Origin of the sequence: Candidatus Dactylopiibacterium carminicum, assembly GCF_014736495.1 — a bacterium.
Taxonomy (GTDB): Bacteria; Pseudomonadota; Gammaproteobacteria; order Burkholderiales; family Rhodocyclaceae; genus Uliginosibacterium; species Uliginosibacterium carminicum.
Genome location: NZ_MDUX01000030.1, coordinates 17,526 through 40,679, shown reverse-complemented (window position 1 = coordinate 40,679; position 23,154 = coordinate 17,526). Strand labels below are relative to the sequence as shown.

Sequence of the window (23,154 nt, the reverse complement as noted above, 5' to 3'; positions counted from 1 at the left end):
GGCTCGATGTGGGATTCGACTATGCATAGCGCTTGACGGCCAAGACGGTTGCTCATCCGAAGCCCAGGCCACGTGCGGAGTGAGGATCACGTCGGGCCGGCCTGCAATGGCGAGCAGCGGGTGGCCGGCGGGCGCCGGTTCCTGCGTCGCCACGTCGAAGCCGGCGCCGCTGATCAGCCCTTCCTCCAGTGCCTGCGCCAGCGCGGCCTCGTCGACCAGACCGCCACGGCCGGTGTTGATGATCAGTGGCCGGCGCCGCATGGCGCGGAATTCCGGCATCGCGATCAGGCCGCGCGTGGCCGGCGTGAGCGGGCAATGCAAGGTGAGGATGTCGCTCGTGGCGATCACCTCGTCCCAGGCCAGATAGCCCTCGCGCACCGCCACCGCGCCCTTGTGCTCGGCGAACACCGTGTCCATGCCGAAGGCGCGGGCCAGCGCGGCGACCTTCTGCCCGAGCACGCCGGCACCGACGATGCCCAGGCGCGCACCGGCCAGATCGCGGATCGGATGGTCGAAGAAGCAGAACTGCCCGGCCGCCTGCCAGCGCCCGGCGAGTACGTCCTGACGGTAGGCGATCAGGTTTCGGCGCAGCGCCAGGATCAATGCGAACACGTGCTCGGGCACGGTGTTCACGGCATAGCCGCGGATATTCGTCACCGCGATGCCCAGCCGCGCGCAGGCCGCCTTGTCCACGCAATCGGTGCCTGTGGCGGAGACGGCGATGAGTTTCAGCGCCGGCAACTGTTCAAGTAGCTCAGCGTTCAGCACGACCTTGTTGGTAATCGCGATGCTGGCGCCTTGTAGCCGCTCGATCACCTGCTCCGGCGCGGTGCGCGCATGCGTGATCAGTTCGTGTTCGAAACCCGGCGCGCGCAGCTGGATCTGCGGCGCGATGGTGTCGCGGTCGAAGAAGACGATGGTGTGCATGACGATGCCCCCTTTTCAGCCGCCAGAACTTGAAGCCAAAGCACCTCGTTGGTGACCGGCGCAGTGCAACTTCCCTGTTGCTGTGCATCTTGTATGCACAGCCTTTTTGGGCTGCCATTTTACGCGGCATATACAAACCCGTTATTTCCTTTTTCTTTTCATCGTACTGGAGAAAACATTCCAAAACCGGTCTGGATTGGCACATTGCATGCAATGTCGTGATACCTCCCACCCCTCTGGAGTTATCAATGAATCCTTGTAAATTGAAGATTTCGAAATGGCTTCTGGCGCTCCCGCTGGCTTTCTCTCTGCATACAGAATTGCATGCAGAAACGGTTGCCCGCTATGGCATTTCGATGGCCGACATCCCGTTGACCACCGGTCAGCCCGACCGTGGCGCCGGCGCCTACCAGTTCACCGGCCATACACTTTACGATCCGCTGATCGCCTGGGAGGCCAATGTCGGCACCCGCCCCGGCAAGCTGATTCCCGGTCTGGCGACTGAATGGAAGGTCGATGCCAAAGACCAGAAGAAGTGGGTATTCACGCTGCGCAAGGGCGTCAAATTTCACGATGACTCGGAGTTCAATGCCGACTCTGTGATCTGGAATCTGGACAAGGTTCTTGCCGACAAGGCAGCACAGTTCGATGCCAAGCAGAGCGCTCAGGTGCGACCGCGCGTTCCTTCGATCGACTCGTACCGCAAGCTCGGTGACTACAGCGTCGAGATCACGACCAAGGAGATCGATGCGCTCTTCCCCTACCAGTTGCCGTGGTTCCTGATCTCCAGCCCGGCGCAGTGGGAAAAACTGGGCAAGGACTGGAACAAGGTGGCCAGCCAGCCGTCCGGCACCGGCCCGTTCAAGCTCGACAAGCTGGTGCCGCGCGAACGTGCCGACCTCGTCAAGAACACCGCTTACTGGGACAAGACCCGCCTGGCCAAGACCGACCGCATCGTGCTGGTGCCGATCCCGGATGCGATGACCCGCGCCAACGCGCTGCTCAATGGCCAGGTCGACATCATCGAGACGCCGCCGCCCGATGTGCTGCCGCAACTCAAGGCCAGTGGTTTCAAACTGGTCCAGAACGTCACACCGCACGTCTGGCCGTATCACTTCTCGACCTATCCGGGCTCGCCGTGGACCGACATCCGGGTGCGCAAGGCCGCCAACCTGGCGATCGATCGTGATGCCGTGGTGCAGTTGATGAGCGGTCTGGCCAGTCCGGCCAAGGGCCAGGTCGATGCGAGCAGCCCGTGGTTCGGCAAGCCGACCTTCAAGCTCGGCTACGATCTCGCCGCTGCCCGCAAGCTGATGGCCGAAGCCGGCTACAGCCAGGCCAAGCCGCTCAAGGCCAAGATCATCATCGCCCAGGGCGGCACCGGCCAGATGCTGTCACTGCCGATGAACGAGTTCGTCCAGCAGAGCCTGGCCGAGGTCGGCATCGACGTCAGCTTCGAAGTGGTCGAGCTGGAAAACCTGTATCGCCACTGGCGCGCCGGCGCCAAGGGCGACATCAACGCCAGCAAGAACATCACCGCGATCAACCTTGGCTATGTGACCGCCGATCCGTTCTACGCCATCACCCGCTTCACCGACAGCAAGTACGTCGCGCCGAACGGGGTGAACTGGGGCGGCTACAACAACCCGAAGGTCGATGCCGCGCTGGAGAAGATCCGCACGACCTTCGACACCAAGACGCAGGACGGCCTGCTCGCCTTCGTCCATCAATCGATGGTCGACGATGCGCAGATGCTGTGGGTCGTCCATGACGTCAATCCACACGCGCTGTCGCCCAAGGTCAAGGAGTTCGTCCAGGCCCAGCACTGGTTCCAGGATCTGACCACCATCCGCATGTGATCCACGGGGCCGGGGATTCGTCCCCGGCCTGCCGTCGGCCCGGCCGGCAGTTACCAGAAAGCGCCCGATGTTCGCCTATATCCTGAAACGACTGATTTACGCCATTCCGATCGCGCTGAGCGTGACGGTCGTCTCTTTCATCCTCGTCTATCTGGCGCCTGGCGATCCGCTCAGCGCGATCGCGCCGGCTGACGCGCCCGAGGAAGTCATCATCGCGCTGCGCAGTGCCTACGGCCTCGACCAGCCGGTGCCGGTGCAGTACGGCCTGTGGCTGATGCGCGCCGTGCAGGGCGATCTCGGCCTGTCGATCGCGACCGGCCGCGAAGTGACCTCCGAGGTCATGCGCGCCGTCGGCAACACCCTGCTGCTGGCTGGCTTCGCCGCGCTGATCGGTGTCATTGCCGGTTGCCTGTTCGGAGCACTGGCCGGTTATCGCCACGGCTCCTGGATCGACCGCATCGCCACCGCGCTGTCGGTGATCGGCGTCAGCATTCCCCATTACTGGCTCGGCCTCGTGCTGACCATCCTTTTTTCCATCTGGCGGCCGTGGTTCCCGGCCATGGGCGCCGGCCCCGGCGGTTCGTCGGAATGGCTGTGGGATCTCGAACATTTCCGTTACCTGGTGCTGCCCGCGGTCACGCTGTCGGTGATCCCGATGGGCATCATCACCCGCACGGTGCGTGCGCTGGTGGCCGACATGCTCGGCCAGGAATTCGTCAGCGCGCTGCGCGCCCGCGGCCTGTCCGGCGTCGCCGTGTTCCGCCACGTCGCCAAGAACACCGCGCCGACCGTGCTCGCCGTCGCCGGCCTGCAGATCGGCTACCTGATGGGCGGCTCGATTCTGGTCGAAACCGTGTTCGCCTGGCCGGGCACCGGTTTCCTGCTCAACACCGCGATCTTCCAGCGCGACATCCCGCTGCTGCAGGGAACGATCCTGGTGCTGTGCATGTTCTTCGTCGTTCTCAACCTGCTGGTGGACATCCTGCAGCCGATGATCGATCCGCGCATGGGCCGCGCCTGAAAGGAATCCCGATGTCGGCAACCCTTCCCCTCCCTTCTCCCGTGGCGGTTTCCGCCGCCCAGCCCAGCCGCAGCTACTGGGCGGTGGTCTGGCGCCAGTTGCGCCGCGATCCGATGGCGCTGGCCGCCGGTGGCGTATTGCTGCTCATCATCGCGGCAGCCGTCTTCGCGCCCTGGCTGGCACCGGCCGATCCGTACAAGGCGAGCATGATCAAACGCCTGCTGCCGATCGGCAGCAGCGGCTTCCTGCTCGGCACCGACGAACTCGGCCGCGACCTGCTCACCCGCCTGATGTACGGCGGCCGCCTGTCGCTGCTCATGGGTGTCGTGCCGGTGCTCGCCGCCTTCGGCATCGGCACCGCCATCGGCCTGTTCGCCGGCTACGTCGGCGGCAAGGTGAACATGGTCATCATGCGCGTCCTCGACGTGTTCTACGCCTTTCCCTCCGTGCTGCTGGCGGTGGCAATCTCTGGCGCCCTCGGCCCCGGTCTGAGCAACAGCCTGATCGCGCTGACCCTGGTCTTCGTGCCGCAGGTGGTACGCGTCGCCGAAAGCGTCACCATCCAGGTGCGCCAGCTCGACTACATCGAGGCAGCGCGGATGAGCGGCGCCAGCGCCTTCTCGATCATCCGCGTGCATGTGCTGGGTAACGTGCTCGGCCCGGTCTTCGTGTATGCGACCGGCCTGCTCAGCGTCAGCATGATCCTGGCTTCCGGACTTTCCTTCCTCGGCCTCGGCGTCAAGCCGCCGGAGCCGGAATGGGGCCTGATGCTCAACACGCTGCGCTCGGCCATCTATTCCAACCCGTGGGTGGCAGCCTTGCCCGGCCTGCTCATCTTCGTCACCTCGATCGCCTTCAACCTGCTCGCGGACAGCGTGCGCTCGGCCATGGACATCCGTCGATGAATACCCCTTCCCAAGCATCCCCGGCGCCCGAGCGCGGCGGCAGGCCCCAGCCGCTGCTTGTCGTGCGCGATCTGAAGAAGCACTTCCCGGTCCGCGACAGCGGCTTCGGCGGCCCGCGCAAGTTCGTGCACGCGGTCGATGGCGTCAATTTCTCCGTGCCCAAGGGCAAGACGCTGGGCATCGTCGGCGAATCCGGCTGCGGCAAATCGACCACCGCCCGCCTGGTCGCCCGGCTGATGCCGGCCGACGCCGGCAGCCTGATTTTCGACGGCGAAGGGGTCGCGGAATTCCGTGGCCTGCATCTGAAGGAATTCCGACGCAAGCTGCAGATGGTCTTCCAGGATTCCTTCGCTTCGCTCAATCCGCGCCTGACCATTGCCGAAACCGTCGCCTACGGACCGCGCGTACATGGCACGCCGGCGGCAAAAGCGATGCAGCAGGCGCGCGAGCTGCTCGACCGCGTCGGCCTGGATGCGGCCAACTTCGCCAATCGCTACCCGCACGAACTGTCCGGCGGCCAGCGCCAGCGCGTCAATATCGCCCGGGCGCTGGCCTACGATCCGCAACTGGTCATTCTCGACGAGGCGGTCGCCGCGCTCGACAAGTCGGTCCAGGCGCAGGTGCTCAACCTGCTGCAGGAGCTGAAAGCCGAGCGCGGGCTGACCTACCTGTTCATCTCGCATGACCTGCACGTCGTCCATTACCTGTCCGACTACGTGATGGTGATGTACCTCGGCCAGGTGATCGAGACCGGGCCGGTCGAGCGCATCTACGGGCACACCGCGCATCCCTATACGCGGGCGCTGCTGTCGGCGGTGCCGTCGATGGACCCGGCACGCCGCACCGAAGCCTCACCGCTGGCCGGCGATCCGCCGAATCCGATCAACCCGCCGAGCGGCTGCCGCTTCCGCGACCGCTGTCCGCGTGCGCATGCCGTCTGTGCCGACAGGGCTCCCGAACTGGCGGCGATCCACGGCGCGCCCGAGCATTTCGCCGCCTGCCACCTCAACGACACCGCCTCCGGCCATCCGGACGCCGGCCAGGAGTTTTCCGCATGACGACGCCACTGCTCACGGTGAGGGATCTGTCGGTCCAGTTTCACGGCAATCGCGTGGCCAGCGCGCTCAACCAGGTCAGCTTCGAACTCGGCCAGGATGAAGTACTCGGCCTGCTCGGCGAATCCGGCTCGGGCAAGAGCGTCACGCTGCGCACGCTGCTGCGCCTGCATCCGGCGCGGTCGACACGTATCCAGGGCGAAATCCGGGTGGGCGGCCAGGACGTGCTGGCGCTGAAAGGCCGGGCGCTCGACCTCTATCGCGGCGGCACGGTGTCGATGGTCTTCCAGGAGCCGGGGCTGGCCTTCGATCCGGTCTATACCATCGGCCGGCAGATCACCGAGGCGATCCGCGCACACGAGTCGATCGATGCGCGCAGCGCCGCCGCCCGCGCGCTGCAGATGCTGGAGATGGTGCAGATTCCGCAAGCCAGACGGCGCTTCGACGCCTATCCGCACGAACTGTCCGGCGGCATGCGCCAGCGGGCGATGATCGCGCTGGCCCTGGCCTGCAAGCCGAAGCTGCTGCTCGCCGACGAGCCGACCACGGCGCTCGATGCCACCGTGCAGATCCAGATCCTGCTGCTGCTGCGCGAGCTGCAGCGCGAGACCGGCATGTCGGTGATCTTCGTCACCCACGACATCGGCGCCGCCGTCGAAGTCGCCGACCGCATCGCGGTGATGTACGCCGGGCGCATCGTCGAACAGCAGCCGGTCGACCGCATCGTCCATACCCCCCGCCATCCTTACACCGAAGGCTTGCTGGCCGCGACGGTCGGCCCCGAGCACCGCGGCCAGCCGCTGCGCGCAATACCTGGCTCGCCGCCCGATCTTGCCGCACTGCCGCCGGGGTGCAGTTTTGCACCGCGCTGCGCCTACGTCAGCGAACAATGCCGCCGTGACCGGCCCCCGCTGCTTGCGGCCGATGACCAGGCGCTGGCCTGCTGGCATCCGGTACGCGGGCTGGTGGAGGCGGCCTGATGAACAGAGCCGATAGTTCTCCCCTCGGCCGCGGCGGCCTGGCCGACGATGTCTGCCGTCGCATCGCCGACGAAATCGTGCTCGGCCAGCTGACACCAGGCAGCCGGCTCGACGAGATCAGTCTGGCAACGCGCTTCAAGGTCTCGCGCACACCTGTCCGTGAAGCGCTCAAACAGCTGGCGATCATAAGGCTGGTCGACACCCGGAGGAATCGCGGCTCGGTCGTCGCGGCGCTGACCGTAGACCAGCTCAACCACATGTTCGAAGCCATTGGCGAACTCGAAGCGACCTGTGCCCGCCATGCCGCGCTACGCATGAATGCCGACGACCGCGCACGCATGCTCGAACATCACGCCGAAGGGCGGGCGGCAATGCAGGCAGCCGATGTCAATCGCTACGAGGCAGCCAACCTGGCGCTGCATTCCGTGATCATTCAGGGAAGCTACAACCCGGTGCTGATCGACATGACGACCAGCCTGCGCGATCGGGTTTCCAGCTTCCGCCGGACGCAGTTCCGTAATCTCGAACGGATGGGTGAATCCTTCGAAGAGCATTCGATCATCGTCGAGGCGATTCTCGCCCATGATGTCATCACCACCTACCGTGAAATGCGCTCGCATCTGCTGTCGGCACGCACTGCGACGACGCGGGTGGCGCCTGCCTGGGGCAGCCCTTCCGATATTCCGAATCCCTGATGGAAACCTCTTCATGAAGCCAATTCTCGGGTCCCGCGGTGCCGTCGTCGCCTCCCACTCGCTGGCCGCCCAGGCCGGACTCGACATCCTGCGCGAAGGCGGCAACGCCATCGAAGCGACGATCGCCGTCGCATCCACACTGGCCGTCGTCTATCCGCACATGACCGGCATCGGCGGCGATGGCTTCTGGCTGCTGCACGCACCGGGCCAGGCAATCCGGTCGATCGACGCCTGCGGCGGCGCCGGACACCGGGTGACGCCAGCACTTTACCCGGGCCTGGAAAACATTCCCTGGCGCGGACCACTGGCCGCAAACACCGTGGCCGGCACGGTATCCGGTTGGGGTATCGCCCACGCTTACAGCCAGTCGGCCTGGGGCGGACGCCTGCCACTTTCGCGCCTGCTCGAAAGCGCCATCCACTATGCGCGCGAAGGCTTTCCGGTAACCCACAGCCAGCAGGAGAATACCCGCGCCAAGCTGGCCGAATTGCAGCAGCAGCCGGGTTTCGCGCAGGCTTTCCTGGATGGCGGCGAAGCGCCGGCCTATGGCCAACGCCATCGTTTTCCCGAACTGGCCGCCACGCTCGAACAGATCGGCCGGGCAGGCGCCGACGATTTCTACCGGGGCGAGCTGGCAGCCTCGATCGCCGCTGACCTCGCCCGCGTCGGCAGCCCGCTCGACGCCGCCGATCTGGCGGCACACCGGGCCGAGCTGAAGGATCCGCTGTCGGTCGAGCTGTCCGTTGGCACCGTATTCAATCAGGCGCCACCGACCCAGGGCGTCGCCTCGCTGCTCATCCTGGCGATCTACGACCGTATCCGCCAAGCCGGCTGGTCGCCGGACAACGTCGAGGGCATCCATGCGCTGGTGGAGGCGACCAAGCAGGCCTTCCTGCTGCGCGACCGCCACGTCGGCGATCCGGCGACGATGGCTCGGCCAGTGGCCGAACTGCTCGACAGTGCATTGATCCGCCGCCTGGCTGACGCTGTGCCGCTCGATGCCGCCAGCCCGTGGCCGGCGCCGGTTTCCGATGGCGACACCACCTGGCTCGGGGTGATCGACGCGGCCGGGCGCGCGGTAAGCATGATCCAGAGCATCTACTTCGAATTCGGCAGCGGTGTCGTGCTGCCCGGCACCGGCATCTGCTGGCAGAACCGGGGCTGCTCCTTCGATCTGCATCCGCATCGCCTGCGCAGCCTGGTTCCGGGCCGCAAACCTTTCCACACGCTGAATCCGGCGATGGCCCGCCTGAAGGATGGGCGTCTGCTGGTGTACGGCACCATGGGTGGCGAAGGCCAGCCGCAGACCCAGGCAGCGGTGTTTTCCCGCTACGTCTGGGGCGGCCATGACATCCGCTCGGCGGTGGCCGCGCCGCGCTGGCTGCTGGGCCGCACCTGGGCGGAGCAGAGCACGACGCTGAAGCTGGAGTCGCGCTATCCGGCGGCAGTCATCGAGCGCTTACGCGCGATGGGGCATCCGGTCGAGCTGGCCGGGGATTTCGATGAACGCATGGGCCATGCGGGTGCGCTCGTCCTGCATCCCGATGGACATATCGAGGGCGGCGAAGATCCACGCAGCGACGGCTGCGTCGCCGCGTGGTGACTCAGCCGGATGCTTGCCCTTTGCCCTTGCGGCACCGGAGCGAGGCGGTTTGGCCCTGACGGGCGTTCAGCTCACCTCGCCCGTCGCCAGCCGGATCAGCCGCTGGTTGGCCGAGCCGCGCCAGGGTTTGGTGGTGGGCTGGTCTTTCAGGTAGCGGCCGTCGATCAGCACGTCGACGTCGCGCAGCAGCGGCAGATCCTGCACCTCTTCATGGAGGTAGCCGGTCCATAGCCAGATATCCTTTTCCGGGTATCGCTGCTTGAACAGGCGGCAGAGCTCGGCAACCGCTTCGCGGTTGGCGGGCAGCAACGGGTCCCCGCCCGAGAGGCTCAGGCCGTCATGGCTGGCACAGTCAGCCAACAGCCGTTCGCGGACTTCGTCCGTGAACGGCTTGCCGGCGAGCCGGTTCCAGGTGGAGCTGTTGTAGCAGCCGGGGCAGGCGTGCGCGCAGCCGGTGACGAACAAGGTGACCCGCAATCCTTCACCGTTGACCATGTCGCAGGTGTAGTAGCGGTCGTAGTTCATGCTTCCTGCGGTTCGGGCTGCTCGATGCGCGGCTCGGGTTCGGGGGCGGGCGTGGCCATGTGCTTGACGCGGCGCATCACTTCCTTCTGCTTGCCGGCATTGAACGGACGCGCGTTGGGGCTGCCCAGATAACCGCAGACGCGACGCGTCACCGAAAGGCTGGCGCCATCGTGATTGCCGCATTCGGGGCAGGTGAAGCCTTCGGCCGTGGCCAGCGCTTCGCCCATGAAACCGCATTTGCCGCAGGAATCCACCGGGGTGTTGGTGCCGAAGTAAGGCACGCTCTCCACGGCATGATCCCAGATGCGCTCCAGCGCCTTGAGGTTGTGGCGCATGTTGGGCAGCTCGACGTAGGTGATGTGGCCACCCGAGGCGGCGTCGGCAAAGCCCTTTTCGTACTGGATCTTCTCGAAGGGATTGACCTTGCGCGCCACGTCCAGGTGGAAGGAGTTGGTGTAGTAGCCCTTGTCGGTCACTCCGGCAATTTCGCCGTAGCGCGCCACGTCCAGCTTGCAGAAGCGGTGGCAGAGCGATTCGCTGGGCGTGGAATACAGCGAGAAACCCCAGCCGGATTCGGATTTCCAGCGCCGCGTGGTCGCGGCGAGATAGGACACCACCCGGCGCAGGAATTCCTGCAGGGCCGGATTCTCGAAGGGGTGCTCGCCGCCGGACATCAGCAACGCCACTTCATGCAGGCCGATGTAGCCCAGCGAGATCGAGGCGCGGCCGTTGCGGAAAAGGTCGAGGATGTCGTCATCCGGCTTCAGGCGCACGCCGAAAGCGCCTTCGGTGTACAGGATCGGGGCGATGTTGGCCTTCACGCCTTCCAGACGCTCGATGCGGATCATCAAGGCCTTGCGTGCCAGTTCCAGACGCTCGTCGAGAATCTCGAAGAAGCGCTTCTGGTCCTGCTGGGCCTCGATGGCGATGCGTGGCAGGTTGATGCTGACCACGCCAAGATTGTTGCGCCCATCCAGCACTTCCTTGCCCTGCTCATCCTTCCAGACGGACAGGAAACTGCGGCAGCCCATCGGCGAGACCGGACGCGAGGAGCCGGTGAGCTGGCGGTTGAGCTTCGCCGAGATGATGTCCGGATACATGCGCTTGGAGGCGCATTCCAGCGCCAGCTGCTTGATGTCGTAGTTCGGATCCTCGGGCTTGAGGTTAAGCCCTTCTTCCATGAAGAACACCAGCTTGGGGAAGACCGGCGTGATGCCTTCCTTGCCCATGCCCTTGATGCGTACCTGGAGAATGGCGCGCTGCACGGCGCGCTCCTGCCAGCTGGTGCCCATGCCGAAGGAGAAGGTCACGAACGGCTGTTGACCGTTGGAGGAGAACAGCGTGTTGATCTCGTACTCGCAGGCCTGGATGCCGTCGTAGGTTTCCTTCTCGGTGCGCTCGCGCGCATAGCGCTCCGGCTCGGGAATGTTGTATTGCCGTGCGACATCCAGATTCTTCTCGTAGGTTTTCTGGACGTAGGGCGCGAGCGTCTGGTCGATGTTCGGAATCGTGGTGCCGCCATACTGATGGCTGGCCACCTGGGCGATGATCTGCGCGGTCACGGCGCAGGCCACGCCAACCGACTTCGGGCTCTCGATGCCGGCGTTGCCGAGGTGGAAGCCGTGCTCCAGCATGCCCTGCAGGTCAACCAGGCAGCAGTTGGTGAAAGGCAGGAAGGGCGAATAATCCAAATCGTGGAAATGCAGGTCGCCGCTCTGGTGGGCCTGCAGCACTTCCTTGGAAAGGAAGTTGCTGGCGAACTGCTTGGAGACGATGCCCGCCATCAGGTCGCGCATCACCGGGAAGACGTTCGCATCCTTGTTGGCATTCTCCGTCACCGCATCCTCATCGGTCTTGTCGACCAGGCCCATGAGCTGGGCGTGCAGTGCCGAACCGCGCACGCGGATGCTGTCGCGGTCGTGGCGGTATTCGATGTAGTGGCGCGCGACCTCCGGGTAAGAACGCATCAGGGCGTCTTCGACATACTGCTGGATGGTCGGAATGTCGAGGAAGTCCTTCGCATGCTTGCGGCACTGCTCCTCAACCTCGGCGGCCACGGTAAGCGCCACGGCATTGGGGTTGGGAATCTGGGCAGCGTTGGCGGCCTTCTGGCAGGCCACGGCCACCTTCAGGATGTCGAACGACGCGGTGGTGCCGTCGCGCTTGAGCACATGCAGCATGGACATCTCCTCGGGAAATAGGCGGATTGCGGAGGCGGAGTATAACGCTCCCGGAAGACAAAACACACCATAGGTAGTACGAACGGCCACAATACAAACTACATATAGTGAATTTGATCCAGATCAACACGTTCAGGCAAGATTGCGCACTCACTCGCCAGCGCCTACCCGGATACCCCCGGCTGGGCCGCAGGCACCACAACCACCTTCACAGGAGAACTCCAATGAAACCCCGCTTCTGGGTAGCTGCCCTGCTCTGTCTGGCCTCGATCGGTGCACATGCCCACGGCTATACCGCCGGCAAGATCCGGATCGATCATCCCTGGGCGCGCGCCACCGCACCGGGCGCGCCGACCGGTGCGGGATTCATGAAGATCGACAACGGGGGATCTGCAGACTGTCTGCTCTCGGCCAGCGCCGAGGTCGCCGAGGCCGTAGAGCTGCACACCATGAAGATGGACGGCAACGTGATGCGCATGGACAAGCTGGAAAACGGCGTCCCGCTGCCGGCAGGCAGCAATACCGAGCTCAAGCCCGGCGGCATGCACATCATGTTCATCGGCCTGCGTCAGGCTTTCAAGGAAGGCGATCGCTTTCCCCTGAAGCTGAAATTTGAGAAGGCCGGTGAAGTCACGGTGGAGATCAAGGTGGAAGGCATGGGTGCCATGCCACAGATGCACGAGCACGCCGGACACTGAACGGCCCGGTTTCCTTCTTTTCATGTGTCTGAAGACGGGGCTGCGCCAGCCCCTTCCTGTTTTCTCATTCAGGCGCGGAGCTCCCCGGATCCGCGCCATCCCGGCCCTGCCATGAACTCGGACTGAATGCCGGCATTCGCCAGCATGAAGACAAGGTCTGAAGCGAACAGCACAGAAGCCACACGCAAGCTGCGCGGCCAGGGCACACGCCATCTGCGGCAAACACAATTGGCGCCTCTTTTTTTCCAGGAACGGCACGACAAGGCCACCAGGCAGGTCCTGAAGGGAATTGCGCGCGGGCAACCCGAAGCCAGCCCGGAGCATTTCCCCTTGAGGCCGTTTATGAAGATTCATGAAGACAGCGCCTTGTGCCGCCCTTCTTTTGCTACAAATGCAAATCATTTCCATTTGTAGAGAATGCGGACGCTGTGGCCGGTCGGTGCCAGTCATGCGCGACGCGTCAGGCACAAACCATGTCCTTCACAGTCCGTTCCCACCCGTTTTCGGTCCTGAGCCTCGCACTGGGGGCCCTCTTCCATGGCCCTGTCCGGGCGGATACGGCGCTATCCCCCGTGGTCGTGACCGGCACGCGTACCGAAAAAGCACTCGAAGACTCACCGATACGTACCGAGGTGGTCACCCGGGAAGAGATCCGCCGCACCAATGCCCGCACCCTGCGCGATGCGCTGGAAAACGTGCCCGGCCTGCAGTTGCGCGAGATCCACGGCAAGTCCGGCTATGAAGTCTCGCTACAGGGGCTGACCAGCGATCAGGTGCTGGTGCTGATCGACGGCATGCCCGTGGCGGCCAGCACGGGTTCGACCGTGGATGTGAGCCAGTACCTGCTCGGCGAGGTCGAGCGGATCGAGGTGGTGAAGGGTGCCAGCTCCGCGCAGTACGGCAGTTCCGCCATGGGCGGAGTGATCAATATCATCACCCGCCGCGTACAACCTGGCGTGAGCGGCGAGGCCGTGGTGGATGCCGGCACCTACGGGCGCCAGAACGCCAGCGGCTCGTCATCGGACGCCGGCAGCGCGCACGGCCAGTTCCGTATCGAGGGGGGCAACGAGCAACTGCGCGCCCGCCTCGCGGTCGACAGCCTGAATTCCGATGGCTTCGGCACGGATCCTTCGGTCTGGACGCGCCAGGGCGACGCCGTGCGGCGCGAACAGGCCGGCAGCCGGATCTCCTGGCTGCCGAGCCGCCAGGGCGAAATCTGGCTGGACGCCAATGCCTATCGCGAACGCGACGAGCAGCGCTACCTCTACTACGCGCCGCCCAACTACGTACCACAGCGCAAGCTTGAGGATATCGAGCGGGACCGCTTCGGCGCAGGGGCTTCGTGGCGCTTCGAGAATGGCGTGAGCACCCGTGTACAGGGGCTGGACGAGACCTACGACAGCCGCTCACGCGAGTTCTCTAACAGCTTCCTGCAAGGCGAGCGTCACTCGGAGCAGCACATCAAGCGCCTGAACGTACAGACCGATCTGCCGGCCTGGTATGGGCAGCTGTGGCAGTTCGGCGCCGACTACAACAGCGAAACGCTGGAACAGACCCTGGACGACAAAAGCGAACTGGACGGCCGCGCGCACCGCACCAGCCATGAGCTTTTCGCACAGAACGACATCCTCGCCGTGGATGACTGGGAGGTCGTGCTCGGCATGCGCTGGCAGAACGATTCGGATTTCGGCAGCAAGCTCGCGCCCAAGATCGCCGTGGCCTGGACGCTGCCCAGCGGCGAAGGCTGGTCCGGCAAGCTGCGCACGAGCTTTGGCCAGGGTTACCGGGTGCCCAATCTGAAGGAGCGCTATTACCTGTTCGACCACAGCTCGCTGGGCTACGTGGTCATCGGCAACCCGGATCTCAAGCCGGAATCCTCCAACAGCTTCCAGTTCGGCGGGGATTTCCGCATCGGCCAGCGGCTGAATCTCGAACTCAACCTGTTCTACAACCGTGTGCGCGACCTGATCCAGAACGATCTGGAGAACTACAGCGTCGTCAACGGCATCGCCCAGTACACCTACGAAAACATCGCCCGCGCACGCACCCGTGGCGTTGAAAGCGGCCTGCGCTGGCAGGCGCTGGACAGCTTCCAGTTGAATACGGCCTACACCTTCACACAGACGCGCGATCTGGATACCGGCCTCGAACTGACCCGCCGGCCGCGTCACATCCTGCGCGTGGGCGCCGACTGGCAGGTCACCGATGCAAACACCCTCACGCTGCGTGGCCGGCGCCAGAGCAGCGAACTCGTCGACAGCACCGGCAGCGGCCGCTCACCGGCCTGGGCCACGCTGGATCTCGCCTGGCGCCACAGCTTCGGCGACGGTTTGTCGGGCTTCGTCGGCATGAACAACGTTTTCAACCGGCAGCGCGACTTCTCCGACACCAACGATTTCGGCCCCATCACGGGCCGCTACACCTATCTGGGCCTTCGCTACACCTTCGGCAACCAGCCCTGATCCGCAGCTCTCCTCCTTGCCCTTTTCTCCCACAGGAAACCCGCAATGAACGCCTCGAAAAACACTCTCCTGACTGCCAGCAGCCTGCTGCTCGCCCTCACCCTGGCCGCCTGCGGCGGTGGCGGTGGTGGCGGTGACGACTCCTCCAGCGGCGGCGCCTCGTCTTCGTCGAGCACGTCATCGAGCAGCAGCTCTTCGTCTTCCTCCTCCTCTTCGTCGTCGAGCAGCAGCGCCTCATCGAGCGCCTCGGCCTCGCTCCAGACCGCAAGCATCAATGCCAGCGGCAGCGACTGGGTCTACTACGACCTGGAAGCCAACGCCGTCTCCACCCAGAGCGGCACCTGGCACATCGCCTTCAACCGTTACAGCGCGAAGCTCAACGGCGGCACCTCGGGCAGCGGCGCAGTCGGCGGCTACCTCGCCAAGACCCCGTCCAGCCTTTACACGGACGGCGTGGCCAACGAAAGCGCCATCGTCGCCGCGCAACCGGCCAGCTTCCTCGCCGACCTGACGGCTTCCGATCTGGCCGTGCCCGCCTCGGCTTCCGCCTGGAAGAAGGACGCCATCGGCTCGCAGCTCTCCCCGAGCTACACCGGCAGCTATCCGAGTGCGCTGAACTACGGCTGGTATTCGTACTACCCGACCGATGCCGCAGGCGCTGCCGCCGGCGTAACCCAGCACATGCTGGCCGCCAACCCCACCGCCGCGACCCTGGTGCGCGGTGGCGAGGGCAGCAGCTATGCCCGCATGCACCTGACCAGCATCGCCTACGCGGCAGCCACGCCGGCCTACACCGGCACCCAGACATGGACCGTCGAATTCGAGGTCGCCGCCAGCGCTAGCGCCGCATTCAGTGAAACCGCCACCTGGACCTTCGAGCTGCCGGCCTCGGGCACATCGCTGTGCTACGACTTCGACACCAAGGCCCAAGTCGCCGGCTGCACCGGCACCGCCTGGGACGTGAAGATCACCAGTGGTGGCCGCACCGCGAGCTTCTTCACCAACAGTGGTGACAGCGGCACCGGCAGTGGCGCCGCCCTGGGTTCGCCGTTCGACTACACCTGGTCCGAACTGCAAGCCTGGCAGAACCCGACGACCGACCCGGTCAACGGTGCCATTCCTTCCGCCGCCTGGATGAAGGACGCTGCCAGCAACGTCTTCAGCGGCAGCAACAGCATCGCCTCGGCTATCTTCGAATACGGCCTGAACAGCACCCACCTGCTCTACCCCAGCTACCGCACTTTCCTGATCACCACCGACAGCTCCAAGGCGATCACGGATAGCACGGTGAAGGTGTATGCGCTGCAAGTGGTCGGCTACTACGGCGGCAGCTCCGGCACCACCTCTGGTTACCCGTCGATCCGCTGGATCGAGTACCAGCGTTGACCGGCGGGCGTCGATTGCCCTGCCCGGAAAGCTCCATCCATCCATAAAAAGGCAATTCCGGGCCTGGCCGCCGCAAGGCGGTCGGCCCGGCCAGCCTCCCCAAGACAGACAGAGAGAACCCGTCATGACCGAATCCCTGGCCAGCGTGCGTGAGCGCCACGCCGCGCTTGTCGCCACCGAACCAGGCCTGCGCATCCGCGAACGGGCCGCCCGCCTCGGCGTCTCCGAAGCCGGGCTGGTCGCCGCCGACTGCGGCCTCGTTTCCATCGAACTCACCGGCCGCCCGCAGGAGTTGTTCAGCGCGCTGGGCGGCCTTGGCCAGGTGCTGGCACTCACCCGCAATGACTGGTGCGTGCATGAGCGCCACGGCGAATACACCGGTATCGAAGTCAGCGAGGCCCCGGTCGGCCTCGTGCTCGGGCCGGACTTCGATCTGCGCGTCTTCTTCAGCGGCTGGGCCTTCGCCTACGCCGTCACCGAAGGCGGGCGCCAGAGCCTGCAATTCTTCGACAAGGCCGGCGTTGCCGTGCACAAGGTCTACCGCACCGGGCAAAGCGACCCGGCCGCCTGGGATGCCTACGTGGCGCGCTTCGCCGCCGGCGCCAAGCGCGCTGTCGAACCGCAGCAATTCCCACCCGCACAGGAAGCCGATGCGCCCGCCGATGCCGAAGCCTTCCGCCAGCACTGGCGTGCCTTGCAGGACACTCATGATTTCTTCGGAATGCTGCGCAAGTTCGGCGTCTCCCGCGTGGGCGCGTTGCGCACGGCCGGCCCGGAACTGGGCCAGGAAGTGCCGGCCGATGCCGTCGAATCCCTGCTCCAGCGGTCGGCTGACAGCGAACTGCCGATCATGTGCTTCGTCGCCAACCGCGGCATGGTGCAGATCCATACCGGCCCGGTACGCAAGCTCGCACGCACGGGACCCTGGTTCAACGTGCTGGATGAACGCTTCAACCTGCACCTGAACACCGAGGCCATCGCCTCGTGCTGGGTGGTGAACAAGCCCACCCGCGACGGCTGGGTCACCTCGCTGGAAGCCTTCGCGGCCGATGGCGAAATGATCGTGCAGTTCTTCGGTGCCCGCAAACCTGGCACCCCGGAGCTTCCCGCCTGGCGCGCACTGCTCCAGTCGCTCTGTCCGCAGGCGCTCGCAGCCTGATTTCCCGCCCATCCACATCACCGACTCCTCGCCCCGCACCATGAGATCTGGCTACTTCCGCATCCTTCCGGCCCTGCTCACCGCCCTGTGTGGCGCCCTGCTTTCCAGCCCCGCTCCGGCAGCCGACCCGCAACGCGTGGTCAGTCTGGGCGGGCCGATCACCGAGATCGTGTACGCCCTGGGTGCCGGCGACCGGCTGGTCGGGGCGGATGCCTCCAGCATCTATCCCGCCGCTGCGGAAAAATTGCCAAAGGTGGGCTATTACCGGGGCTTCGCGGTAGAAGGCGTGATCGGTCTGCAGCCGCAACTGGTGCTGGCCTCCGACCAGGCAGGCCCGCCCGCGGCGATGGCGCAGCTGCAGAAGCTGGGCATACCGGTCGTGGTGCTTTCCGCCGAACCGACGCTGGAAGGGCTGGAGCAACGGCTCGAAGGCGTGGCGAAGGCGCTGGGCCTGGGCAATGCCGGGCACGAGCAGGTCGCCCGGATCCGTGCCGAGGTCAGCCGGCTCACGCAGACCCGCAGCAAGCAAAGCGTGCTGCTGCTCTCCGCGCACAGCGGCAAGCTCCAGGCCGCCGGCGAAGGCACGGCAGCGGATGCCCTGCTGCGGCTGACCGGCGCGCGCAACCTGTTCGCCGACAAGGGCTACAAGCCGCTGTCGGCCGAAGCCGCTGCTGCGCTGCAACCCGAAGTGATCGTCACCACCACGCTGTCGGTGGAGGCCAACGGCGGCATCAAGGGCTTTCTCGCCCAGCCCGGTATCGCTGTCACCCCGGCCGCACGCAACGGGCGCCTCGTGGTGATGGACGATCTGCTCCTGCTGGGCTTCGGTCCGCGTCTGCCCGAAGCGCTGCGCGAACTGCAGGCCGGGCTGGCCGCCAGACCCTGAACGCCCCCGCCATGCGCAGCCCCTCTCCCGCCCTGGCCGTACCGGCCGCGCCCCGCGCGCGCCGGCGCCCTTCCCCGCTCCAATTGCTGTTGATCCTGTGCCTGCTGCTGGCAGCGCTGGCGCTGGCCTCGGCCAGCAGCGGCGCCGTACGCATCCCGCTGGCCCATCTGGCCGACCTCTGGCGGACGCCTGCCGATCCGCAGGCCGCGTTCTGGCGCAATGTGCTGCTGGAAGTTCGCCTGCCGCGCGTGGTGTTCGCCATCGTCGTCGGCAGCGGGCTGGCGATCTCCGGCGCGGTGATGCAGGCGCTGTTCCGCAATCCGCTGGCCGAGCCGGGTCTGATCGGCGTGTCGCTGGGCGGCGCGCTGGGTGCTGTGGGAGCCATCGTGCTGGGCGCGCAGAGTCTGGCCATCATCGCGCCGGCCGCTTTCGTCGGCAGCCTGCTGGCCACGGGCGCGGCCTACCGGCTCGGTACCGTACAGCCCGGGGTAGCGAACCTGCTGCTGGCCGGCGTGGCGATCAATGCCATCTGCGCCAGCGTGATCGGCGTGTTCACCTATCAGGCCACCGACGTGCAGCTGCGCAACCTCACCTTCTGGAACATGGGCAGCCTGGCGGGTGCCAACTGGTCGATGCTCGCCTGGCTCACGCCCTGGGTACTGCTGCTGAGCATCCTGCTGATCCGTGACTGGCGCGCCCTGAACGCTCTGCTGCTGGGCGAGCGCGAAGCGCAGCATCTGGGTTTCGCGCTGCGCCGCCTGCGTCACCGTATCGTGATCCTCTGCGCATTGCTGGTCGGCCCGCTGGTGGCCGTGGCCGGCACCATCAGCTTCATCGGGCTGGTGGTTCCCCATCTCGTGCGCCTGACCCAGGGCGCCGACCACCGCTGGCTGTTGCCGATCACGCTGGCTGGCGGCGCACTGGTGATGACGCTGGCCGACTGGCTGGCGCGCATGATCGTGATGCCTGCGGAACTGCCCATCGGCATCATCACCGCCTTCATCGGCGGCCCCTTCCTGCTCTGGCTGCTCACACGGAGGCAGGGCTGATGCTGCATGCCGAATCACTGGCCTGCGCGCGCGGCGAACGCGTGGTGCTGCGCGACATCTCGCTGACGCTCACCCCCGGCAAACTGCTGGGAGTGCTGGGCGCCAACGGTGCCGGCAAGACCTCGCTGCTGGCCACCCTGGCCGGCGAGATTCCTGCGCACGGCGGCAGCCTGCAGCTGGATGGGCGCGCGCTGCATGCCTACTCGACCGCCGAGCTGGCGCGCCGGCGCGCGGTGTTGCCACAGTCACCCTCGCTGTCCTTCGACCTGGGCGTACGCGAAGTGGTGGCCATGGGCGCCTACCCCTTCGGCAACCTCCCGGCCAGCCGGCTGGAGACACTCATTGCCCGCGTGCTCGCGCTTGCGGATGCCACGGTACTGTCCACGCGGCGCTATCTCGCACTCTCCGGGGGCGAGCAGCAACGCGTGCAGTTCGCCCGAGTGCTGCTGCAGACGCTGGCCGCACGGGCGGAAGACGAATATCGCGTGCTGATGCTCGATGAACCGACCGCCAGCCTGGACCCGCGCCATCAGGTACAGCTGCTGCAAGGCGTGGCACGGATCGCCCGCGAAGAAGGCGTGGCTTCGCTGCTGGTGCTGCACGACGTGAATCTGGCCGCGCAGTGGTGCGATCGCCTGATGCTGCTGACACGCGGCGCCTGCGTGGCCCAGGGAACGCCGCGCGAGGTGCTGACGCCGGAAAACCTCGAAACCGTGTATGGCCTGCCGGCACAGGTGATTCCACATCCCGCACAGGCGGATACACCACTGGTGCTGTTCGCTTCCCGGGTGGAGGCCTGATGCGCTGCCGGATACGGCTGCCCCTGCCACTGCTCCTCTGCCTTGCACTACTGCTGGCAGCCTGTGGCATCTCGCCCGGTAAGCCCATGGAAGAAGCCGTGCCCCTGACCGGCCAGCGCTTCCTCCTGCTCGGTGAGGTTCATGACAATGCCGACGGCCATGCCCGGCGCCTGGCACTGCTGCAATCCCTGATCGCGGCCGGTGCCCGGCCCGCCATCGCCATGGAACAGTTCGACCGCGAGCATCAGGCCGAGCTGACGCAGGCCATGCAGACCTGCGCGGATGCCGATTGCGTGATCCGCCGCGCGGCCCCCGGGCGCCAGAGCTGGCACTGGCCCTACTACAGTCCGGTGATCGAACTGGCCCTGCAGTACCGCCTGCCCCTGCTGGCCGCCAATCTTTCCCGCCAGGATGCCGCGCGCATCGTGCGCGAAGGATTCGCGGCCGCACTCGACGCGGAAACCCGCCAACGTTTCGGGCTGGATGCCTCATTGCCACAAGCCCTGTTGCAGGAACAAGCGGCCGTCATTGCCGAGGGGCATTGTCATCTGCTGCCCGAAAACCTGCTGCCGGGCATGGCCCGGGCCCAGGTGGCGCGGGACGTCTGGATGGCGCGGACACTCCTCGCCAGCCCGGCGGCACAAACCGTCCTGCTGGCCGGTAATGGTCATGTGCGCCACGATCTCGGCGTTCCTTGCTGGCTCGGTGACGCCGCCTCCGGCACGCTCGGCATCGGCTTCCTAGAACCGGATACGCCTGCCGCACCCTACGACCGGGCGGAAACGGTGGCCGCACGCACGGACCGGGGAGACCCCTGCGGCGCGCTGAAGCGTTGACCTGCATGCGTGATGGTGCGCGTAGCACACCTGCGAGGTGAGCAGGCTTGTCTGCAGGAGACCCCATGCACACCGGCAGCCTGCACCACCCCGCCTTAAGGAAACTTAAGCATCCCGCCATTGCAGGTTGTTTTTGTTGGGAATTATTCTCAATTTCACTTCAAGACCTCGTCTGCATCATGGCCTACCCGCTTCCCCTCGAATCCCTGCTCGTGCCTTTCGAGCGCCGCACCCTGCATCCTTGGATGGGCCGTGGCGTGCGCCCGATCCCCACGCCCGAGCTGGTCTACCCGGCCCTGCTGGGCCATACCCGCGCGCCGCGCCTGGCCTATCTGCACGTGCCCTTCTGCGCCAATCACTGCTTGTTCTGCGGTTTCTACCGCAACAAGTCCAACGAAGCGGCGATGACGGAATACGTGGATCGCCTGATCGACGAAATCGCGCAGGATGGCGCGCGCGCCGGCATGCAGAGCGCCCCGGTGGAGGCCGTGTTCTTTGGCGGCGGCACGCCCAGCGCGCTTTCCGCGCAGGACCTGAACCGCATCCTCAAGGCGCTACGCCAGCATCTGCTGCTGGCGGCGGACTGCGAGATCACCATCGAAGGGCGCGTGGCCGGCTTCGACGACGAAAAGATCGACGCCTGCCTGGAAGGTGGCGCCAACCGTTTCTCCATCGGCATCCAGACCTTCGACACCAAGCTGCGCCGGCGCATGGGCCGCAAGGCCTCGCGCGAGGAAGCCATCGCATTCCTCGGCGGACTGGTGGCCAGGGATCGCGCGGCCGTCGTCTGCGATCTCATCTATGGCCTGCCCGGCCAGACCGACGAGCTCTGGCGGGATGACGTCTCCCTGTGCGAAGAGATCGGCCTGGACGGCGTCGATCTCTATTGCCTCACCCTGCATTCCGGCAGCCCGCTGGCCCTGTCGATCGACAAAGGAGCCCTGCCACCGGCCGCCGACCACGAAACCGCGCTGCGCCGCTACCGCGAAGGCGGCGAGATCCTCGATGCCGCCGGCTGGAGCCGCATCAGTCAGGCACACTGGCGCCGCACCGAGCGGGAGGGCAACCGCTACAACAACGCCACCAAGGCCGGCACCGATTGCCTGGCCTTCGGCGCCGGCGCCGGCGGCATGCTCGCCGGCCACCGGTTCATGCAGGATGGCGATGCCGCGAACTACCAGACCCGCGTCGCCGCGGGAGAGAAGCCACTGAGCGGCATGCTCGCTCCGACACCGCACCACCGTGTCTGCGGCATGGTGATGGAAGGTCTGGAGGCCGGCGTGCTGGACCTGCAACGCCTCGACCGGATGGTGGCGGAGCCTGGCTTCGTCGCGGCGCTGGAACCCCTGCTCGACTACTGGACGACGCAGGATCTCGTCCGCCGCGAGCAGGACAGCCTGCACCTGACCGTCACCGGTCGCTACTGGTACAACAACATCGCCGCCCAGCTCTTCATGCTGATCGGCACCTACATCGACGGGCCGCAGGCCGCCGCCCCGGCTGGCGGCCATCCCGACGGTCATCCGGCCGGCATTCCGCGCCCCGTCCATCCCGCTTCGAAACCACAGCAAGGCCATCCTCATGAACAACGCAGCCACTCTGCCTGAAACCGACGCCACCCGCCTGGATGCGCTCCGCGCCCGCCTGGCCGACGATCCCTCGGGCGTGCTCGAAATTCTGGCCCACGAATACGGAGTCAGCATGAAGGCCGTCATCGAATGCCTGCCCGAAACCTGCCGTACCCTTGTCGCCGGGGCACAGGCCGAAGCCGCGCTGCTCGACATCGCTGCCTGGGGCGCGGTGACGGTGCTGGTGCACACCCAGGACGTGATCCTCGAATGCAAGGGCCCGCTGCCCGCAGGCCGCATCGCGCATGGTTTCTACAACATCGGCGGCGGCAGCCCGGTGAGTGGCCATCTGCGCCTGGACCGTTGCCAGACCATCGCCTTCGTGCGCCGCCCCTTCATGGGCGCGGAAAGCTATTCGGTGAATTTTCTCAACGCCGAGGGAGAAGCCATGTTCAAGGTTTTCGTCGGCCGCGATGAAAAGCGCGTACTGCTGGCCGATCAGGTCGAGCGCTTCGGCGCGCTGCGTGATCGTCTGGCCGCTGCCGGAGCCGTGGCGTGAG

The 23,154-nt window shown here is 65.8% G+C and carries 21 protein-coding genes; 18 read left to right on the top strand and 3 right to left on the bottom strand.

The genetic code is table 11. From position 1 onward, the window contains the following. Positions 1-927 (bottom strand): D-2-hydroxyacid dehydrogenase (locus BGI27_RS10275; protein ID WP_095524779.1); only part of this gene is annotated, 927 nt, incomplete at its 3' end. 248 nt (positions 928-1,175) lie between these two features. Here BGI27_RS10275 and BGI27_RS10270 point away from each other — a divergent pair. The 7 genes from BGI27_RS10270 (at position 1,176) to BGI27_RS10240 (ending at position 9,045) form a co-directional block, all read left to right on the top strand. Continuing rightward, positions 1,176-2,786, top strand: coding sequence for an ABC transporter substrate-binding protein (locus BGI27_RS10270; protein ID WP_095524778.1), 1,611 nt, complete (start codon positions 1,176-1,178; stop codon positions 2,784-2,786). A gap of 67 nt (positions 2,787-2,853) precedes the next feature. Continuing rightward, a complete protein-coding gene (locus BGI27_RS10265; RefSeq protein WP_095524777.1) occupies positions 2,854-3,807 on the top strand; it encodes an ABC transporter permease in 954 nt (317 codons plus the stop codon). An 11-nt stretch (positions 3,808-3,818) separates the two neighbouring features. Then, positions 3,819-4,712, top strand: coding sequence for an ABC transporter permease (locus tag BGI27_RS10260; RefSeq protein ID WP_095524776.1), 894 nt, complete (start codon positions 3,819-3,821; stop codon positions 4,710-4,712). Next, complete coding sequence (locus BGI27_RS10255) at positions 4,709-5,770, top strand: ABC transporter ATP-binding protein (RefSeq protein ID WP_095524775.1); 1,062 nt, start codon at positions 4,709-4,711, stop codon at positions 5,768-5,770. Before BGI27_RS10260 ends, BGI27_RS10255 begins: the two co-directional genes overlap by 4 nt. After that, positions 5,767-6,747 carry an ABC transporter ATP-binding protein gene (locus BGI27_RS10250; RefSeq protein WP_095524774.1) on the top strand — a complete coding sequence of 327 codons (981 nt, stop codon included), beginning with the start codon at positions 5,767-5,769 and terminating at the stop codon, positions 6,745-6,747. The genes BGI27_RS10255 and BGI27_RS10250 overlap by 4 nt, the downstream gene beginning before the upstream one ends. Beyond that, the gene (locus BGI27_RS10245) at positions 6,747-7,442 is read left to right on the top strand and encodes a GntR family transcriptional regulator (RefSeq protein ID WP_095524773.1); all 696 of its coding nucleotides are present in this window, start codon (positions 6,747-6,749) and stop codon (positions 7,440-7,442) included. Before BGI27_RS10250 ends, BGI27_RS10245 begins: the two co-directional genes overlap by 1 nt. Positions 7,443-7,455: 13 nt before the next feature. Beyond that, positions 7,456-9,045, top strand: coding sequence for a gamma-glutamyltransferase family protein (locus BGI27_RS10240; protein ID WP_095524772.1), 1,590 nt, complete (start codon positions 7,456-7,458; stop codon positions 9,043-9,045). 66 nt (positions 9,046-9,111) lie between these two features. Here BGI27_RS10240 and nrdG read toward each other — a convergent pair whose 3' ends face one another. Both nrdG and nrdD read right to left on the bottom strand, forming a co-directional pair. Beyond that, on the bottom strand, positions 9,112-9,570 hold the full coding sequence (gene nrdG, locus BGI27_RS10235; protein WP_095524771.1) for an anaerobic ribonucleoside-triphosphate reductase activating protein: 459 nt from the start codon (positions 9,568-9,570) through the stop codon (positions 9,112-9,114). Continuing rightward, on the bottom strand, positions 9,567-11,750 hold the full coding sequence (gene nrdD / locus BGI27_RS10230) for an anaerobic ribonucleoside-triphosphate reductase (protein ID WP_095524770.1): 2,184 nt from the start codon (positions 11,748-11,750) through the stop codon (positions 9,567-9,569). The genes nrdG and nrdD overlap by 4 nt, the downstream gene beginning before the upstream one ends. Before the next feature lie 224 nt (positions 11,751-11,974). On the opposite strand from nrdD, the gene BGI27_RS10225 reads away from it, so the two are divergent. The 11 genes from BGI27_RS10225 (at position 11,975) to hutX (ending at position 23,153) form a co-directional block, all read left to right on the top strand. Beyond that, on the top strand, positions 11,975-12,448 hold the full coding sequence (locus tag BGI27_RS10225; RefSeq protein ID WP_095524769.1) for a copper chaperone PCu(A)C: 474 nt from the start codon (positions 11,975-11,977) through the stop codon (positions 12,446-12,448). Positions 12,449-12,574: 126 nt separating this feature from the next. Then, positions 12,575-12,862, top strand: a complete 288-nt coding sequence (locus BGI27_RS10220) for a hypothetical protein (protein WP_095524768.1) — start codon at positions 12,575-12,577, stop codon at positions 12,860-12,862. 59 nt (positions 12,863-12,921) lie between these two features. Further along, positions 12,922-14,910: a TonB-dependent receptor plug domain-containing protein gene (locus BGI27_RS10215; protein WP_095524767.1), complete on the top strand. Its 1,989-nt coding sequence runs from the start codon at positions 12,922-12,924 to the stop codon at positions 14,908-14,910. A gap of 45 nt (positions 14,911-14,955) precedes the next feature. Beyond that, complete coding sequence (locus tag BGI27_RS10210) at positions 14,956-16,296, top strand: HmuY family protein (protein WP_095524766.1); 1,341 nt, start codon at positions 14,956-14,958, stop codon at positions 16,294-16,296. A 124-nt stretch (positions 16,297-16,420) separates the two neighbouring features. Then, positions 16,421-17,455: a hemin-degrading factor gene (locus BGI27_RS10205; RefSeq protein WP_095524765.1), complete on the top strand. Its 1,035-nt coding sequence runs from the start codon at positions 16,421-16,423 to the stop codon at positions 17,453-17,455. A 40-nt stretch (positions 17,456-17,495) separates the two neighbouring features. After that, the gene (locus BGI27_RS10200) at positions 17,496-18,341 is read left to right on the top strand and encodes a heme/hemin ABC transporter substrate-binding protein (RefSeq protein WP_095524764.1); all 846 of its coding nucleotides are present in this window, start codon (positions 17,496-17,498) and stop codon (positions 18,339-18,341) included. 11 nt (positions 18,342-18,352) lie between these two features. Then, positions 18,353-19,390: a FecCD family ABC transporter permease gene (locus tag BGI27_RS10195; RefSeq protein WP_095524763.1), complete on the top strand. Its 1,038-nt coding sequence runs from the start codon at positions 18,353-18,355 to the stop codon at positions 19,388-19,390. Further along, entirely contained in the window at positions 19,390-20,190 is an 801-nt protein-coding gene (locus BGI27_RS10190; RefSeq protein WP_095524762.1) for a heme ABC transporter ATP-binding protein, read from the top strand. The genes BGI27_RS10195 and BGI27_RS10190 overlap by 1 nt, the downstream gene beginning before the upstream one ends. Next, entirely contained in the window at positions 20,190-21,026 is an 837-nt protein-coding gene (locus BGI27_RS10185) for a ChaN family lipoprotein (protein ID WP_170942999.1), read from the top strand. Before BGI27_RS10190 ends, BGI27_RS10185 begins: the two co-directional genes overlap by 1 nt. 179 nt (positions 21,027-21,205) lie before the next feature. Further along, the gene (gene hutW, locus BGI27_RS10180; RefSeq protein WP_095524761.1) at positions 21,206-22,633 is read left to right on the top strand and encodes a heme anaerobic degradation radical SAM methyltransferase ChuW/HutW; all 1,428 of its coding nucleotides are present in this window, start codon (positions 21,206-21,208) and stop codon (positions 22,631-22,633) included. Continuing rightward, positions 22,608-23,153 (top strand): heme utilization cystosolic carrier protein HutX, encoded by a 546-nt coding sequence (hutX, locus tag BGI27_RS10175; protein WP_095524760.1) that lies wholly within the window; start codon positions 22,608-22,610, stop codon positions 23,151-23,153. Before hutW ends, hutX begins: the two co-directional genes overlap by 26 nt. The last annotated feature ends 1 nt before the right edge of the window (position 23,154 follow it).